Source organism: Maritalea myrionectae DSM 19524 (assembly GCF_000423365.1).
GTDB lineage: Bacteria > Pseudomonadota > Alphaproteobacteria > Rhizobiales > Devosiaceae > Maritalea > Maritalea myrionectae.
The window spans coordinates 322712-337360 of sequence record NZ_AUHV01000005.1 but is presented as its reverse complement, the minus strand read 5'-3'; the positions used below and the strand labels follow the sequence as shown (position 1 = coordinate 337360).

The following is a 14649-nucleotide window of genomic DNA, read 5'->3' as shown; positions in this document are numbered from 1 at the left end:
TTTTTCCTTCCGGTGCCTTATAAAAAGCGCACCATCAAATCTTCATCATAATAGTGGCCATCATGCAAAATGGCCTTGGGCGCGGTGCCAAACCGCTCAAACCCGAGCTTGCGATAGGTCTTTTGCGCCGCCTGATTGTCCACCGTCACGCAAAGCGTGATCTGCTCAATGCCCTCTTGCCGGGCATCCTCGCACATCGCCTCAATCATTTGCGCCATAATGCCTGTTCCGCGCGCTTGCGGGCGGGCATAAACGGCGATCAAATTGGCGGTGTGGCGCACATTGACACCTTTGCCACGGGCATAAGCAGCCACCGCCACCAACTCATCATCCTCAAACACCCCATAGGCATTGAGGTCAGCGAGCCAGCTTTCAAAAAAGCTCAGTGGCTGGTCAATCACATTGGCCAAGCCAGAGCCAAAGGCCGCCGGATGTTGGCGAAATCCCTCAATGCGGATTTCTCGAAACCGTTCCGCATCTTTTGGCGTAAGGCGACGAATGGAGGCCATTACTCGTCCAAGTCAATGGTTTCGACGGTGAGGCTTTCATTGGTGTATACGCAAATCTCTGCCGCAATTTTCATGGACCGACGGGCAATCTCTTCCGCGTCATAATCGGTGTCCATCAACGCGCTGGCCGCCGCCAGCGCATAATTGCCGCCCGAGCCAATGCCCATCACCCCGCTATCGGGGGAAAGCACATCGCCCGTGCCGGTCAACACCAAACTGTCCTTCTTGTCGGCCACAATCATCATGGCTTCCAAACGGCGCAAATAGCGATCAGTCCGCCAATCCTTGGCCAATTCCACGCAGGCGCGCATCAATTGGTCCGGATATTGTTCCAGTTTGGCTTCCAAGCGCTCAAATAGAGTAAAAGCATCTGCGGTCGCGCCGGCAAATCCTGTGATCACTTTGCCGCCTGCCAAGCGCCGAACTTTACGCGCGCCATGTTTAATAACAGTTGGTCCAAGTGAGACTTGACCGTCACCAGCAACAACAACCTTGTTGCCTTTGCGCACGGTCAAAATAGTGGTTCCCCGCCATCCGGCAGAACCTTGTTGGTTTTCTGGCATATAATCGTCTCCGTTATTGCGACCTCATATTTAAGAACTTCCGATATGATTACAATCATTGTGAGGCAACCTTTTGACCCTTTGTCGACCTTCCCCATTTCGATTCAACCTGATAAGAGGAAGGGGAAAATCGGCATCAAAGCCCGAATGGATGGGCCACAAGGCAGATGTCGCGGCGTTTAATTCGAGGGGCATTTTTATGCGCAGTGCAAAAATTTCTCGCAAAACCAACGAAACCGATATTGCGGTTGAGGTGAATTTGGACGGTCAGGGCACCGCCAAAATTGAAACCGGCATCGGCTTTTTGGATCATATGCTGGATCAAATTGCTCGCCATGGGCTGATGGACATCACCATCAAAGCCAAAGGCGATCTGCACATTGATATGCACCACACGGCAGAAGATGTGGGCATTGCTCTGGGCCAGGCGGTGAAAGACGCGCTGGGCGACAAAAAGGGCATCCGCCGCTATGCCTCATGTGATTTGCCAATGGATGAAGCTCTATCTCGTGTGGCGCTGGATATTTCTGGCCGCCCCTTTTTGGTGTGGCAGGTTGAATTTTCCCGCGACAAGGTGGGCGATATGGACACGGAACTGTTTCAGGAATGGTTCCAGGCCTTCGCCATGAATGCGGGCATCACCCTGCATGTGCGCAATGAATATGGCAGCAACAATCACCACATTGCCGAAAGCTGCTTTAAAGCCTTGGCCCGCGCTTTGCGCGAGGCGGTTGAAATTGATCCCAAGCTTGAAGGGCGCGTGCCTTCAACCAAGGGCGCGCTATAGGATTGTCCCATGCGGCTATATTCAATTTATGAAAAAATGATCGATGACGAGCAAGAGCTCGTCGTGGTGCCGGACAAATTCTCGTGGTTTGCGGCGCTGCTCACCCCAGTCTGGTGCATCGTGCATTTGATGTGGCTTGAGCTGCTGGCCTATGTTGGCGTGGCGTTTATCCTTGGCTTTGTCACCTTTTTCGTCGGTGAAGATGCCTCATGGTGGATCGGCATATTGGTGGCCATTCTAATTGGTTTGGAAGCCGGGTCGATCCGCGGCCGCTTTTTGGAGCGGAAGGGTTATGTACTCAAAGCCATCGTGCCCTCATCTTCCAGTGACGATGCGGCCTATCGCTACACCGCTACGCGGGTCTTTGCGCAACGGCAGGAGCCAAAACAGCGGCCTGCTGCGCCTATGTCGCCATTCGCGGAGACGCAAAATCTATGAGTGAAAAGATCATTATTGTCGATTATGGCGCTGGCAATCTGAAGTCGGCCCATAAGGCGGTGGAACGCGCCGCCACAACCGCCAATGGTAGCTTTGATGTGCGCGTCTCCGACAAGGTCGAGGATGTTAAAAGCGCCGACCGGGTGATCCTACCCGGCGTGGGCGCCTTTGCCGATTGCCGCAACGCGCTGTTCGGGCTGGACGGCATGGTCGACGCGCTGGAAGACCACGCTAACAAAAAGATGAAGCCCTTTTTGGGCATTTGCGTCGGCATGCAGCTTTTGGCCAGCAAGGGGCTGGAAAAGCAGGTCACAGAGGGCCTGGGCTGGATTCCCGGCACGGTGGAAATTCTCACCCCCAATGACCCGACGCTGAAAGTGCCGCATATGGGCTGGAACAATCTGGATCTGTTGCGGCCCCACCCGGTATTTGACCATATGGCGGGGCATCCGCACGCCTATTTTGTGCATTCCTATCACTATCTGGCCGACAATCCGGACCATGTGATCGCCACCTTCAATTATGATGGCCCGCATGTGGCCGCGATTGGCCGCGACAATATTGTCGCCAGCCAGTTCCACCCGGAAAAATCACAAGCGGTGGGCCTGACCATGATCGAAAATTTCCTCAATTGGAAAATCTAGAAAGACGAATTGATGATCCTTTTTCCCGCCATTGATTTGAAAGACGGCAAATGCGTACGCCTGCAAAAAGGCGATATGGACAAGGCCACCATCTTTAATGATGACCCAGTGGACCAAGCCCAGCAGTTCCATGCTCAGGGCTTTAAATATCTGCATATGGTCGATCTCAATGGCGCCTTTGCGGGCGAAAGCGTCAATGGCGATCCGGTGGAAAAAATCATCCGCGACGTGGATATGCCGGTGCAATTAGGCGGCGGCATCCGCACACTCGATCACATCAAAGCCTGGCTCGATCGCGGCCTGACCCGCGTCATTCTCGGCACCATCGCTGTGCGTGATCCTGATCTGGTCTATAAGGCGTGCGAGCTCTATCCCGGCCAAATCGCCGTGGGCATTGATGCACGCGGCGGCAAGGTTGCTGTGGAAGGCTGGGCCGAAACGTCTGAACTGGACGTGATCGAACTGGCGCAAAAATTTGAAGGCGCGGGCGTTGCCGCCATCATTTTCACCGATATTGACCGCGATGGCATTCTCACCGGCATCAATTGGGACGCCACGTTGGAGCTTGCCAAAGCCACCACCATTCCCGTGATTGCCTCGGGCGGCCTGGCCTCAATGGACGATATTGAAATGATGACCAAGCCGGAAATGCAGGCGCTGGAAGGCGCCATTTCCGGCAGGGCGCTTTATGATGGCCGCATTGATGTGCCTGCGGCGCTCGAAAAGCTCAACAAGGTCTGACAGAGATGCAGCGCTCAACAACCCGTTCTCTGCTGCTAAAATATGCCCTTGTGCTGGGCATCATCATCTTGGTGGGCATCGGGCCAATTTTGTTGACATTGGGTGCTGGTATGGTTGCCGAGGCCAATGGTTGCACCTTGCATGAGGGGTACGTTAATCCTTGTGTCATTTGGGGCGCTGATCGGGGCGACACCCTCTATGAGATGGGCATGATGTTTTGGTTCAGCTACTTCACGCTCCCGTTCGCCGCCGCTGCGTTTTTCGTGTGGCTGATTGTCTTTTTCCTGCATGTGGTGCTGCGCATTTTAAGAAGGGTCGTAAAACGAAATGCTTAAAACCCGCTTGATTCCCTGCCTAGACGTCAAAGACGGACGCGTCGTCAAAGGCGTCAATTTTGTTGACCTTGTGGATGCAGGTGACCCTGTGGAAGCCGCCATCGCCTATGACGCCGCTGGCGCCGACGAATTGTGTTTTCTGGACATCACTGCCAGCCATGAAGAGCGCGAAACCATCTATGATGTGGTGGCGCGCACGGCAGAACATTGCTTTATGCCGGTTACGGTAGGCGGCGGCATCCGCACAGTCGATGATATTCGCAAGCTGCTGCTGTCCGGCGCTGACAAAGTGTCGATCAATTCCGCCGCGGTACGCGACCCGGATTTTATCAACCGCGCCGCCGACAAATTTGGCGACCAATGCATTGTGGTGTCTGTAGACGCGAAAGCCGCGCACAAAGAGGGGGAAACCCCGCGCTGGGAAATCTTCACTCATGGTGGCCGCAACGCCACGGGCATTGATGCGGTGGATTTTGCCACGGATATGGTCAAGCGCGGGGCAGGGGAGTTGCTGGTCACCTCCATGGACCGCGACGGCACCAAAATCGGTTTCGACCTGGAATTGACCCGCACCATTGCCGACGCGGTGCCCGTACCTGTCGTCGCCTCTGGCGGTGTGGGCAATCTTGATCATTTGGTGGATGGGGTGAAAAAGGGCCATGCCAGCGCTGTGCTGGCGGCCTCAATTTTCCACTTTGGCACCTATTCTATTGGCGAGGCTAAACGCTATATGGCCCAGCAGGGTGTACCAACCCGATTGGATGGATAGATGACCTTTGACCTGAAAGCGCTGGAACGCATCATTGCCGAAAAGGCCAATGCCTCAGCAGAAAAATCCTACACCGCTCAGCTTTTGGCCAATGGTGGCGCGCGTGCTGCCAAAAAAATGGGCGAAGAGGCAGTGGAAACTGTCATTGCCGCCATTCAGGGCGACCGCGACGAGCTAAAGGCCGAAAGTGCTGACCTTTTGTATCATTTACTTGTGGTGCTCAAAGCCCACAATATCAGCCTTGATGAGGTGGAAGCGGTGTTGGCCGAACGCACGGGCCAATCCGGGCTTGAGGAAAAAGCCAGCCGTACGGAATAGAGGGAAAAGGTATGAATCCTTTGTCATTGGGGCCGGACCTGTCCCCCTATCACGAGTTCACCACCGAGCAATGGGCCGCGCTGCGCCATGGCGAGCCCATGACGTTGAATTTGCACGATTTGAAACGCTTGCGTGCGCTCAATGACCCGATTTCCTTGGAGGAAGCCCAACAGGTCTATTTGCCCATGACACGGCTTTTGGCCTTCTATGTCGAAGCGGTGCAGGGGCTCCACACCGCTGCGGGCAAGTTCTTGCAGCAAAATGGCGATAAAACGCCTTTCATTATCGGCGTTGCGGGCTCTGTTTCGGTGGGTAAATCGACAACTGCCCGTGTGCTACACGCCTTGCTGCAACGCTGGCCCTCATCCCCCAAGGTCGATTTGATCACCACAGATGGATTTTTGTTGCCCAATGCGGAGCTGGAAAAACGCGGCCTGATGGAGAAAAAGGGCTTTCCTGAAAGTTATGATCGCCCGGCCTTCTTGAAATTTCTGGCCTCTATCAAGGCGGGCATGCCCAATGTGAAAGCACCCACCTATTCCCACCTTGTTTATGACGTGGTGGAAGGCGAGGAGGTGGTCATTGACCGCCCCAATATTCTGATCGTGGAAGGCCTCAATATCTTGCAGCCAGGCGATCTGCCCCGCGATGGCCGCCCCATCCTGTTCGCGTCAGATTTTATCGATTTTTCGATCTATATTGATGCCGCAGAGGCCAATCTGCGCCAATGGTATGTGGAGCGGTTCCTGCAATTGCGTGAAACGGCCTTTATGGACCCGCAAAGCTTCTTCCACCAATTCTCAAAGCTCAATATTGATGAGGCGAAGAAACTGGCCGTCTCCATCTGGGAGCAGATCAACTTGCCCAATTTGCAAGAAAACATCCTCCCCACCCGCGGCCGCGCCGACCTTGTGCTCACCAAAGGCGCCGACCACGCGATCAACAAGGTGCAATTGCGGAAGTTGTAGTGACTTTTTTCTTGCCGCCACCGGTCGCTGCGCTCTCTACCCCGGCACCTCCGCCGATTGGTGACCAGATTTAGTTTTGTGCACGACCTGTCACCCACCCACCGCCGTCACCCCGGACCTGATCCGGGGGCCAAGCAGCGTGAGTGCAGTTACGGGGCATAAGCGTTGCTCTGCCAAATCTCAACCGCTACATGGATTACCGGATCAAGTCCGGTAATGACGTGAGAGGCTGTCGTTGCGCCTTGCACAGCATAAGAGCGGGGCACCAATCGGCGCGGGGGCCGGGGTAGCGAACGAAGTGAGCGACGGCGGCGCATAAAAACACCGGGGGTGCCGGGCCAGCCCGTCCGACGTGAGGACAGAAAACTAGAGCGAAGCGAATGACGTCGGCTCAAATAATGCCGGCACGCCAAAAACCAACCCCTACTTCTTCCCCGCTTCCATCACCTTGTCCTTGAACTTGCACTCCTCCACAATAATGCAGTGATAGCACTCCGGTTTGCGCGCCTTGCAGATATAGCGGCCATGCAAAATCAGCCAGTGGTGGGCGTGCAGCAAATAGTCCTTTGGAATTGTTTTCAGCAACAGTTTTTCAACCGCCAGCACATTTTTGCCCGGGGCTAGCCCGGTGCGGTTGGCGATGCGGAAAAGGTGCGTATCCACGGCAATGGTCGGATGACCAAACCCGATATTGAGCACCACATTCGCCGTTTTGCGCCCCACGCCCGGCAGCGCCTCAAGCGCCTCGCGGTCTTCCGGCACTTCACTATTATGCTGCTCAATCAATGCTTTACACAGGGCATATACATTTTTCGCCTTGTTGCGATAAAGCCCAATGGTTTTAATATAATCGCGGATTTTGTCTTCGCCCAAGGCATACACTTTCTCCGGCGTATCGGCGACCTCAAACAGGGCCTTGGTCGCCTTGTTCACCCCCGCATCCGTGGCCTGCGCGGATAAGACCACCGCCACCAGCAGGGTGAAGATATTGACATAATCCAATTCCCCTTCAGGATGCGGATTGTTCGCCTCAAATTTGGCGAACATGTCATTTATCGTTTGCTTTGTCAGTCGTGTCCGTTGAGCCATTTGGTCCTCTTATCCGTTAGGTCTAATAGGCCATGATCAAAAAGGAATGAAAAGCGCAAATGTCTGCCGATCACCAATTTGATGACCAGCTAGACCCACCCCTGTTCCGCGCCACCCTGCGGCCCCACCGCTCTTTAAGTGAGCGCGGGATATTGGTGGTGACCATTATTGCAGGCACGCTGGCGCTGATCCCCGGTCTCACCTTCTTTTTGATGGGTGCTTGGCCAATTGTCGGCTTTATGGGCCTCGATATTTTGCTGCTCTATTGGGCCCTCACCCGCTCCAAACGCGGTGAAAAACAATATGAGGAGATTGGCCTTTGGCATGATGCCATCCGCATCCGCAAGGTGGATATCAAAGGCCGCATTAATGAGATTGAACTCAATCCCTTCTGGGCCCGTTTGGTGACCAAGCTGAACGCCGAAAATGAAGTCGAAAGCCTGCACCTGATCGCCCGACAACAGCGCATTGCCTTAGGCGAATTCCTCAATCCCGCTGACAAAACCAGCTTCGCCCGCACCTTCGGGCAGGAGCTTTCACGGGCGAAACGGTAGGGGTTTTTGGGGGCGTGCTGTCTCACGGCCATTCGATGCTGCGCATCGGCCTGCGACGGCGCGGCCAAAAAGTTGGCCGGGGTCCCCGCTACGCTCGTCCACTCTTGTCGCTCGCTTGTTCAGAGTTAGTGTGTGGCACCCATCGGCGGGGGTGCCGGGGTAGCGAACGCAGTGAGCGACGGCGGCGCGTAAAATCGTCAAAATCGGGTCGATGCTCAAATCCACCTTGCGCTATCCTTCGGTCCACGTTCAAATGCAGGAGCTTGAAAATGGACCAGACCATGCACCAACTCGAAATTTGCGCTTCTGATTATGAAATTGTGCGGCAGGTGGTCGAACAGCTGCACGAAACCCCGGCTGACGAGCATCAGATTGACCGCATCGCTGCCGATCTGGGCATGACGCAGCGGCAGCTGACAGACCTATTTCGTCGCTGGGCCGGGCTAACGCCGAAAGCCTTCTCCCACTGCATCACGCTCGATCGGGCACGCCAAATGCTCAAGGCAGATTTACCGATTTTTGACGCGTCTTTGGAGCTCGGCTTGTCGTCGCCCGCGCGGCTTTATGATTTGTTTGTGACTCATGAAGCCATGCCGCCGGGCTTATACAAAGCAAAGGGCGAAGGATTGGAAATCCGCTATGGCTTTCATCCATCGCCTTTTGGCCAAGCGCTATTGATGGTCACAGATTATGGTTTGGCGGGCCTCGCCTTTGCCGATGCTGGCCAGGAGCAGCCCGCGCTGGAAGATATGCAATCACGCTGGCCCAAAGCCACCTACGTTCAAAACGATGCCGAAATAGGGCGCTGGGCTAACCGGGTGTTTCTGCCCCACCAATGGCAGCAAGATCAGCCAATTCGCGTGGCGATGATCGGCACAGACTTTGAAGTGCGCGTGTGGCAAACCCTTCTGAAAATCAAGCCGGGCGAAGCCAATTCATATGGCGCAATTGCAGAAGAGGTTGGTTCCCCAAAAGCCGCACGCGCCGTGGGCGCCGCTGTGGGCCGCAACCCGATTTCCTTCGTGGTGCCCTGCCACCGTGTGATCGGCAAAAACGCCGCCCTGACGGGCTATCATTGGGGCCTGACTCGTAAAAAAGCTATGCTGGGCTGGGAAGCTGGGCAGTTGCAGGGTGGCGCTGGTTGATCTCAGGGGGTATCGAAACATATCCTCGTTCTAAGCGTCGTCGAGAAATTCAAGCAAGGTGAGAGAAGAGCCTAAGTCCCAACCACCACTCCCGTCATTGCAAGACTTGATCTTGCAATCCATTTGAGGGTAGCGGCGGGGCACCTAATTGTTTGGTAGGAAACACCCGCTGAATTGATCACATCAAGACCACTCTGCATTTTGGCCAGTGTGAAATGGACCCCAAGATCAAGTCTTGGGGTGACGCTGGAGGGGATGACAGGGCGCGAAAAACGCTGGCGTGTGGCACTATTCGGCGGGGATGCCGGGGTAGTGCGCGCAGCGAACGACGGCGGCGCGTTATTGCCGTCGGCGAAAAAAAGAGCCCCAATCGGGGCTCTCTTACATTAGATATTTTCCACGTTCAGCACTTTGCCGTTTTCATCTAGATCATAAATGATCGGCTTGCCGGTGGCGATTTCGCGCTTCAAAATTTCTTCTGGTGAAAGACCTTCAAGCGCCATCACCAAAGCCCGCAGCGAGTTGCCATGGGCGGCCACCAAGATGGTGCCGCCATCCAAAACGCGGGGTTCAATCTCGCGCTTATAATATGGCAACACGCGGTCTGCTGTGTCCTTGAGGCTCTCGCCACCCGGAGGGGGTGTATCATAGGACCGACGCCAAATATGCACTTGCTCGTCGCCCCATTTTTCCCGCGCGTCATCTTTGTTCAGCCCGGCCAAATCGCCATAGTCACGCTCATTCAAATCCTGATTGCGGATAATGGTCATATTGGTGATGCCCATTTCTTCAAGCATCAAATCAAGCGTATGCTGCGCGCGCTTTAGGGCTGACGTGTAGCAAAGTTCGATCTCATAGCCGCGCGATTTCAGCAATTCGCCTGCGGCTTTGGCTTCTTCAATGCCTTTGTCGGTGAGGCCTGGGTTTTTCCAGCCGGTGAACAGGTTTTTCAAGTTCCATTCGCTTTGGCCGTGACGCACCAAAATCAATCTACGATCCATGATTTATTCCTCTAATCCCAAAACATCTATCATTGAATAAAGCCCAGCAGGCTTGTCTTTCGCCCAAAGGGCGGCGTGAATAGCACCTTGCGCAAAAACCGAACGGTCTTCGGCAATATGCCCCAATTTGATCCGCTCTTTTTCGCCCGCAAAAATCACATCATGCTCACCGGTCACCGTGCCGCCGCGCAGTGTTGCAAAACCAATGGTGCCTTCTTCGCGTTCTCCGGTGATGCCATCGCGGGAGCGGACGGCCTGTTCAGCCAAATCAACATCGCGCCCCTTGGCAGCGGCTTCGCCCAACAGCAAAGCGGTGCCGGAAGGCGCATCCACCTTCATGCGGTGATGCATTTCCAATACTTCAATATCAAAGCTTTTTGGCAAGGCCCGCGCGGCCTTCTCCACCAGCGCCGCCAGCAAGTTAACGCCCAACGACATATTGCCTGATTTCACCAAGGTGAGATGGCCAGCCTGGGCTTCAATTTCAGCATCTTGTTCGGCGGTCCAGCCGGTGGTGCCCACCACATGCACTTTGCCTTTGGCCCGCTTGGCCACATCGATAGAGGCGTCCGGTGTGGTGAAATCAACAATTGCGTCGCTTTGCGCAATTGCTTCATCCAGATCATCGCTGATCAACACACCCAGCGGCTCCAGCCCGGCCAATTGTGCGGCATCCTTGCCCAGATGCGGGCTGTTTGCGCGCTCAACCGCAGCGCACAGCACAGCACCCTTGGTGGCGTGAATGGCGCGAATATTGGCGCCGCCCATGCGGCCACCCGCACCCAGAATCAAAATTTTAAGATCGCTCATTGAGAAACTCTCCATTGCTGGCCCTTTGATAGCCAGAAAACGGGGTGGTGGAAAGGGGAGGTGACCTAAAACCGTTCGCCAAAAATCATCCGCTCGCCAATGGTGTTGAGTTTTTGCTCGTCCGAACTGGCCGCAAGGGTGCGCAATTCCGGTCCCGCTTGGTCCAAGGACCATGCTTGAAAGCCGTTATGGAGATAATAGGGGCCATTAAAGGGCACATCTTTCCAAGTAAGACCCGCCAATCCCTTAAACTCATTTTCCCGCGCATAGCGGCGCATATGTGCCAGCAGACGGCGGCCCAGCCCTTTACCCTGATGGGCGCGAGCCACACCGATTTCCGCAATATAAAGCAGATCATCCACCGGCTTGGCGCGCACAAAGCCCACGGGCAGGTCGCAATGCTCAATAAGCCAGAGCAATTCATTTTGGCGAAATTTTTCCGCATATTGGGCTGCGGTCAGCCCGGTTAAATGCGCACTGGAAAAGGCCCCGCCCATATTGGCAAAGCGTTTTGAGGCGTCATTGTCGATATCGGACAGAACAGTCGCATCCTCCGGGTCTGCCGGGCGAATGCGGGTCACCGCATCATTGGCGGCATGAATTTCATCATTCACCGCCCCGGCGGCGGCGTAAGGATCATTCGCCTTATAAACCGGCCGCCCCACCACAAGATGCGCCGCGCCCGCTTCAATGGCCTGATAGGGGGTGAAAATCCGCTTCTGATCGTCCGCCGCGCTGCCTTTGGGGCGAATGCCTGGCGTTACCGCCATCAGCTTGCCGCCCGACAAGTCGCGCACCATTTCAATTTCCTGGGCCGAGCAAATCACCCCGTCAATGCCGATTTCCGTCGCCTGTTCCGCCCGCCGCGCCACCAGATCGCTCACACCATAAGCATAGCCAGAGGCCTTCAGATCTTCATCATCCAGCGAAGTCATCACCGTCACCCCAAGCAGCTTGGTGTCGGTGCCTTCAACCGCGCGTTTCGCGGCGGCCATGCAATGGGGTTCGGCGTGGATGGTCACAAAGTCCGCGCCCAACTCGGCGAGGCCCGCCACGCCTTTTTCCACGGTGTTGGGAATATCGAGCAGCTTCACATCCATAAAGATCTTTTTGCCCGCCCGCTTCAACTCGCGCGCCAGCCCCAGGCCGTCACCGCCATAAATCAGCTGATAGCCAATTTTAAAAAACACCCCACGATCATCCATCCGCTCCACCAACGCCTCCGCTTCCTTACGGGTCGGCACATCAAGGGCGGTGATCAATTGGGGGGTCGCATTGCTCATTTGGGGGCTCCGGCGGCTGGTGGCGTCGGAGTTACGGCATCGCACAGTTCGGGGAAAACGGCAAGTTTTATTGGTGCTTTATGTTTTGCCGGCATTGTTAAGCGCCGCAACCGGTAGCTCTTTTGCAGCGCTCACGCGGCGCAGGCAGGCTCCCGTCCCCGGCACCCCGGCGCTTTTTTGCGCGCCGCCGTCGCTCACTATGCTCGCTACCCCGGGCACCCCCGCCGATGGGTGCCCTGCTCTTTTGCTGTTCAGGTCGTAGCAACACCCTCTCACGTCATTACCGGACTTGATCCGGTAATCCATGTAGCGGTTGCGTTAGGTCCAGTTTTCCAGAGCGACCCAATCACTGAGCAGGTGCTGTCCCGTCCAGTCAAAAGCAAACATATTGCCGCCGCCGGGTGCACCGAAATAATGCTGATCTTCATCGCGTGAAATGGGGCGTTGTGCCAGATGGCATTTAAGCAACGTGCCAACGGCACCATGTCTAACAAACAGAATATGCTGTTCAACCGCCACCTTCATATGGCTGTGCACGGCGTCTACTATCCGTTGTTGCGCGTCTATCGCTGGTTCCCAACCCCGAATAGATTGGGCTGGCTGCGCGAAAAACTGGGTGGCTACCGCCTCGAATTCCTCTTTTGGCAAAATGCCGGTGGCAGACCGATCATTCTCGCCGCAGCATGAATCAGTTTGAAATTGTATGCCTAGATGATCGCCAATGAGCGTGGCCGCATCGATGGCCTTTTGCTCGTCGCTGGAAATGATCTTTTCGACATGATCGAATATGCCCCGATCAATGGTGGCCTCAATGCGTGCCTGCCCTTTAAAAGAAAGCCCCCATTTGGTCACGTCCAAATGAGGGTCAACTACAACTTCCGGATGGGTGAGATAAACCTCTTATCCCCGCTTAATACTCGTCAACTCATCCACCAGCTTATCCGCTCGCGCCTTCACGCGGGGGTCGGCGATTTCGCCATCCTCGTCAAAAGCGGTGGCGCCCATGCCGATGCCGAGGGGTGTTGGCGCCATCAGGGCGCTGAGCTTGGACAGAATATCGCGCATATGCGAAAGCGCCATCACGCCAGCCAGCGCCCCTGAGGACACAGAGCCAATGCCAAAAATGGCATGAGAAAACGCGCCTTGGCCCTGCCGGGTCAGCCAGTCGATGGTGTTTTTCAAAAGCGGGGTGATTGAACCATTATATTCTGGCGTGGCGAGGAAAATGGCATCTGCTTGCGCAAATTTCTTGGCCAGTTCCAGGGCGCATTCAGGTTTTCGAGCTTGTTCTAAATCTTCATTGAACAGGGGCATGTCGTAGTCGGCCAAATCGACATATTCCGCATCCCAGCCCTTTTCTTTGGCTCGGCGCACCATATAGTGCGCCAGCTCTGCATTGTAGGAGCCTTGCCGAATGGAGCCTGACACCGCCAAAAAAGTACCCATAATGATCTCTCTTTCCGTCTGGCGGCAAACAAACTCATTCCAAAGCCTGCGTCAAGCCTTTTAATAAGTTTTTTCTTTTTTATTTGCTGTCAGCAAAGCCTTCAAAAAGGCTTTTAATCTTTGCAAAGAAGCCGTTTGAGGACGGATTGTTTTCCTTGGTCGACAGGTCGTCAAACTCTTGCAAAAGCTCTTTTTGACGTTTGGTCAGATTCTGCGGGGTCTCCACATCCATCTGAATATACATGTCGCCAACCTGCGACGCGCGCAGCACGGGCATGCCTTTGCCTTTAAGGCGCACACGCTGGCCCGCCTGGGTGCCTTGTGGCACTTTCACGCGGGCGCGGCTGCCATCGAGCCCGGGCACCTCAAACTCGCCCCCCAGGGCCGCTGTGGTCATCGAGATGGGGACACGGCAAAACAAATCCGCGCCATCGCGCTGGAACAATTCATGCGGTCGAATGGAAATGAAAATATAGAGATCGCCTGAAGGCCCACCGCGCATCCCGGCTTCCCCTTCGCCCGAGAGGCGAATGCGGGTGCCATCTTCAATGCCTTGCGGCACATCAATGCTGAGATTGCGGTTTTCCTGCCGTCGGCCTTGCCCAGAACAATCTGTGCAGGGCTGATCCATGGTTTCGCCTCGGCCATGACATTGCGGGCAGGTGCGTTCAATGGTGAAAAAGCCTTGCGCGGCGCGCACCTTGCCGTGGCCCGAACAGGTGCCACAGGTAGAAAAGCCGGTGCCCGGCTTGGCGCCAGAGCCTGAACAGGTGTCGCATTCGGCCATGGTGGGCACGTCGATTTCAACCGTGCGCCCCTCATAGGCTTCTTCCAGATCAATTTCCAGATTATAGCGCAGGTCAGAACCGCGCAATTGTGAGTTGCGTCCGCGCCGTTGGCCACCGCCGCCCATAAAGTCGCCGAAAATATCTTCAAAAATGTCTGACATTGATGAAGAAAAATCCGCGCCAAAGCCGGGGCCACCAGCGCCGCCGCCGCCATTTTGAAACGCTGCATGACCAAATCGGTCATAAGCCGCGCGTTTTTGCGGGTCTTTCAGCGTGTCGTAAGCTTCAGAAACTTCTTTGAATTTAGCTTCCGCTTCGTCATCCCCGGGGTTACGGTCCGGGTGAAATTTCATAGCCAATTTGCGGTAAGCCGACTTGAGGGCCTTGTCGTCAACAGATTTGTCGACGCCCAAAACCTCGTAAAAGTCACGTTTTTCCATGGCGCTTAAGCTCCAAGATTG

At 55.2% G+C, this 14649-nt stretch carries 19 protein-coding genes and 1 pseudogene; 10 read left to right on the top strand and 10 right to left on the bottom strand.

Annotation, left to right across the window (positions count from 1 at the left end):
• Positions 1-17 precede the first annotated feature (17 nt).
• Both G549_RS0115590 and hslV read right to left on the bottom strand, forming a co-directional pair.
• Positions 18-509, bottom strand: a complete 492-nt coding sequence (locus G549_RS0115590; protein ID WP_027835802.1) for a GNAT family N-acetyltransferase — start codon at positions 507-509, stop codon at positions 18-20.
• Entirely contained in the window at positions 509-1072 is a 564-nt protein-coding gene (hslV, locus tag G549_RS0115585) for an ATP-dependent protease subunit HslV (protein ID WP_027835801.1), read from the bottom strand. The genes G549_RS0115590 and hslV overlap by 1 nt, the downstream gene beginning before the upstream one ends.
• A 199-nt stretch (positions 1073-1271) precedes the next feature.
• Here hslV and hisB point away from each other — a divergent pair, with 199 nt between their 5' ends.
• Genes hisB through coaA form a run of 8 tightly spaced genes read left to right on the top strand, consistent with a single transcriptional unit; the run spans position 1272 to position 6072 of the window.
• Positions 1272-1859, top strand: coding sequence for an imidazoleglycerol-phosphate dehydratase HisB (gene hisB, locus G549_RS0115580; RefSeq protein WP_027835800.1), 588 nt, complete (start codon positions 1272-1274; stop codon positions 1857-1859).
• A 9-nt stretch (positions 1860-1868) separates the two neighbouring features.
• Positions 1869-2297 carry a DUF2628 domain-containing protein gene (locus G549_RS0115575; protein WP_027835799.1) on the top strand — a complete coding sequence of 143 codons (429 nt, stop codon included), beginning with the start codon at positions 1869-1871 and terminating at the stop codon, positions 2295-2297.
• Entirely contained in the window at positions 2294-2941 is a 648-nt protein-coding gene (hisH, locus tag G549_RS0115570; protein ID WP_036223080.1) for an imidazole glycerol phosphate synthase subunit HisH, read from the top strand. Before G549_RS0115575 ends, hisH begins: the two co-directional genes overlap by 4 nt.
• Before the next feature lie 12 nt (positions 2942-2953).
• Entirely contained in the window at positions 2954-3682 is a 729-nt protein-coding gene (gene hisA / locus G549_RS0115565; RefSeq protein ID WP_027835797.1) for a 1-(5-phosphoribosyl)-5-[(5-phosphoribosylamino)methylideneamino]imidazole-4-carboxamide isomerase, read from the top strand.
• Positions 3683-3687: 5 nt separating this feature from the next.
• On the top strand, positions 3688-4017 hold the full coding sequence (locus tag G549_RS0115560) for a hypothetical protein (protein WP_036223073.1): 330 nt from the start codon (positions 3688-3690) through the stop codon (positions 4015-4017).
• Entirely contained in the window at positions 4010-4786 is a 777-nt protein-coding gene (hisF, locus tag G549_RS0115555; protein ID WP_027835795.1) for an imidazole glycerol phosphate synthase subunit HisF, read from the top strand. Before G549_RS0115560 ends, hisF begins: the two co-directional genes overlap by 8 nt.
• Entirely contained in the window at positions 4787-5104 is a 318-nt protein-coding gene (locus G549_RS0115550) for a phosphoribosyl-ATP diphosphatase (RefSeq protein WP_027835794.1), read from the top strand.
• Positions 5105-5115: 11 nt separating this feature from the next.
• Entirely contained in the window at positions 5116-6072 is a 957-nt protein-coding gene (gene coaA, locus G549_RS0115545; RefSeq protein WP_027835793.1) for a type I pantothenate kinase, read from the top strand.
• A gap of 423 nt (positions 6073-6495) precedes the next feature.
• On the opposite strand, the gene nth is transcribed toward coaA, so the two are convergent.
• Entirely contained in the window at positions 6496-7161 is a 666-nt protein-coding gene (gene nth / locus G549_RS0115540) for an endonuclease III (RefSeq protein WP_036223067.1), read from the bottom strand.
• 59 nt (positions 7162-7220) lie between these two features.
• On the opposite strand from nth, the gene G549_RS20655 reads away from it, so the two are divergent.
• On the top strand, positions 7221-7715 hold the full coding sequence (locus G549_RS20655; RefSeq protein WP_051213953.1) for a DUF2244 domain-containing protein: 495 nt from the start codon (positions 7221-7223) through the stop codon (positions 7713-7715).
• A gap of 269 nt (positions 7716-7984) precedes the next feature.
• Positions 7985-8860, top strand: a complete 876-nt coding sequence (locus G549_RS0115530; protein WP_051213951.1) for a bifunctional helix-turn-helix domain-containing protein/methylated-DNA--[protein]-cysteine S-methyltransferase — start codon at positions 7985-7987, stop codon at positions 8858-8860.
• A 386-nt stretch (positions 8861-9246) separates the two neighbouring features.
• On the opposite strand, the gene G549_RS0115525 is transcribed toward G549_RS0115530, so the two are convergent.
• The 7 genes and pseudogenes from G549_RS0115525 to dnaJ form a co-directional block, all read right to left on the bottom strand.
• Entirely contained in the window at positions 9247-9861 is a 615-nt protein-coding gene (locus G549_RS0115525) for a 2,3-bisphosphoglycerate-dependent phosphoglycerate mutase (protein WP_027835790.1), read from the bottom strand.
• Positions 9862-9864: 3 nt separating this feature from the next.
• Entirely contained in the window at positions 9865-10671 is an 807-nt protein-coding gene (gene dapB, locus G549_RS0115520; protein WP_027835789.1) for a 4-hydroxy-tetrahydrodipicolinate reductase, read from the bottom strand.
• Positions 10672-10736: 65 nt separating this feature from the next.
• The gene (locus G549_RS22060) at positions 10737-11168 is read right to left on the bottom strand and encodes a GNAT family N-acetyltransferase (protein ID WP_246778393.1); all 432 of its coding nucleotides are present in this window, start codon (positions 11166-11168) and stop codon (positions 10737-10739) included.
• A gap of 90 nt (positions 11169-11258) precedes the next feature.
• Positions 11259-11954 (bottom strand): annotated as a pseudogene (gene pyrF, locus G549_RS22055) (orotidine-5'-phosphate decarboxylase); the annotation flags it as partial.
• 318 nt (positions 11955-12272) lie between these two features.
• A complete protein-coding gene (locus tag G549_RS20645) occupies positions 12273-12806 on the bottom strand; it encodes a histidine phosphatase family protein (protein ID WP_246778389.1) in 534 nt (177 codons plus the stop codon).
• A gap of 48 nt (positions 12807-12854) precedes the next feature.
• Positions 12855-13400: an NADPH-dependent FMN reductase gene (locus G549_RS0115505; protein ID WP_027835788.1), complete on the bottom strand. Its 546-nt coding sequence runs from the start codon at positions 13398-13400 to the stop codon at positions 12855-12857.
• 79 nt (positions 13401-13479) lie between these two features.
• Complete coding sequence (dnaJ, locus tag G549_RS0115500) at positions 13480-14628, bottom strand: molecular chaperone DnaJ (protein ID WP_027835787.1); 1149 nt, start codon at positions 14626-14628, stop codon at positions 13480-13482.
• Positions 14629-14649: the final 21 nt, after the last annotated feature.

Coding starts and splice junctions, on each gene's coding strand:
- nth (WP_036223067.1), bottom strand. CDS start 7,161: ATGGCTCAACGGACACGACTGACAAAGCAAACGATAAATGACATGTTC.
- G549_RS20655 (WP_051213953.1), top strand. CDS start 7,221: ATGTCTGCCGATCACCAATTTGATGACCAGCTAGACCCACCCCTGTTC.
- dnaJ (WP_027835787.1), bottom strand. CDS start 14,628: ATGGAAAAACGTGACTTTTACGAGGTTTTGGGCGTCGACAAATCTGTT.
- G549_RS0115530 (WP_051213951.1), top strand. CDS start 7,985: ATGGACCAGACCATGCACCAACTCGAAATTTGCGCTTCTGATTATGAA.
- hslV (WP_027835801.1), bottom strand. CDS start 1,072: ATGCCAGAAAACCAACAAGGTTCTGCCGGATGGCGGGGAACCACTATT.
- hisA (WP_027835797.1), top strand. CDS start 2,954: ATGATCCTTTTTCCCGCCATTGATTTGAAAGACGGCAAATGCGTACGC.
- G549_RS0115575 (WP_027835799.1), top strand. CDS start 1,869: ATGCGGCTATATTCAATTTATGAAAAAATGATCGATGACGAGCAAGAG.
- G549_RS0115590 (WP_027835802.1), bottom strand. CDS start 509: ATGGCCTCCATTCGTCGCCTTACGCCAAAAGATGCGGAACGGTTTCGA.
- G549_RS0115505 (WP_027835788.1), bottom strand. CDS start 13,400: ATGGGTACTTTTTTGGCGGTGTCAGGCTCCATTCGGCAAGGCTCCTAC.
- hisF (WP_027835795.1), top strand. CDS start 4,010: ATGCTTAAAACCCGCTTGATTCCCTGCCTAGACGTCAAAGACGGACGC.
- G549_RS0115550 (WP_027835794.1), top strand. CDS start 4,787: ATGACCTTTGACCTGAAAGCGCTGGAACGCATCATTGCCGAAAAGGCC.
- G549_RS0115525 (WP_027835790.1), bottom strand. CDS start 9,861: ATGGATCGTAGATTGATTTTGGTGCGTCACGGCCAAAGCGAATGGAAC.
- G549_RS0115560 (WP_036223073.1), top strand. CDS start 3,688: ATGCAGCGCTCAACAACCCGTTCTCTGCTGCTAAAATATGCCCTTGTG.
- hisH (WP_036223080.1), top strand. CDS start 2,294: ATGAGTGAAAAGATCATTATTGTCGATTATGGCGCTGGCAATCTGAAG.
- G549_RS22060 (WP_246778393.1), bottom strand. CDS start 11,168: ATGGGCGGGGCCTTTTCCAGTGCGCATTTAACCGGGCTGACCGCAGCC.
- hisB (WP_027835800.1), top strand. CDS start 1,272: ATGCGCAGTGCAAAAATTTCTCGCAAAACCAACGAAACCGATATTGCG.
- dapB (WP_027835789.1), bottom strand. CDS start 10,671: ATGAGCGATCTTAAAATTTTGATTCTGGGTGCGGGTGGCCGCATGGGC.
- coaA (WP_027835793.1), top strand. CDS start 5,116: ATGAATCCTTTGTCATTGGGGCCGGACCTGTCCCCCTATCACGAGTTC.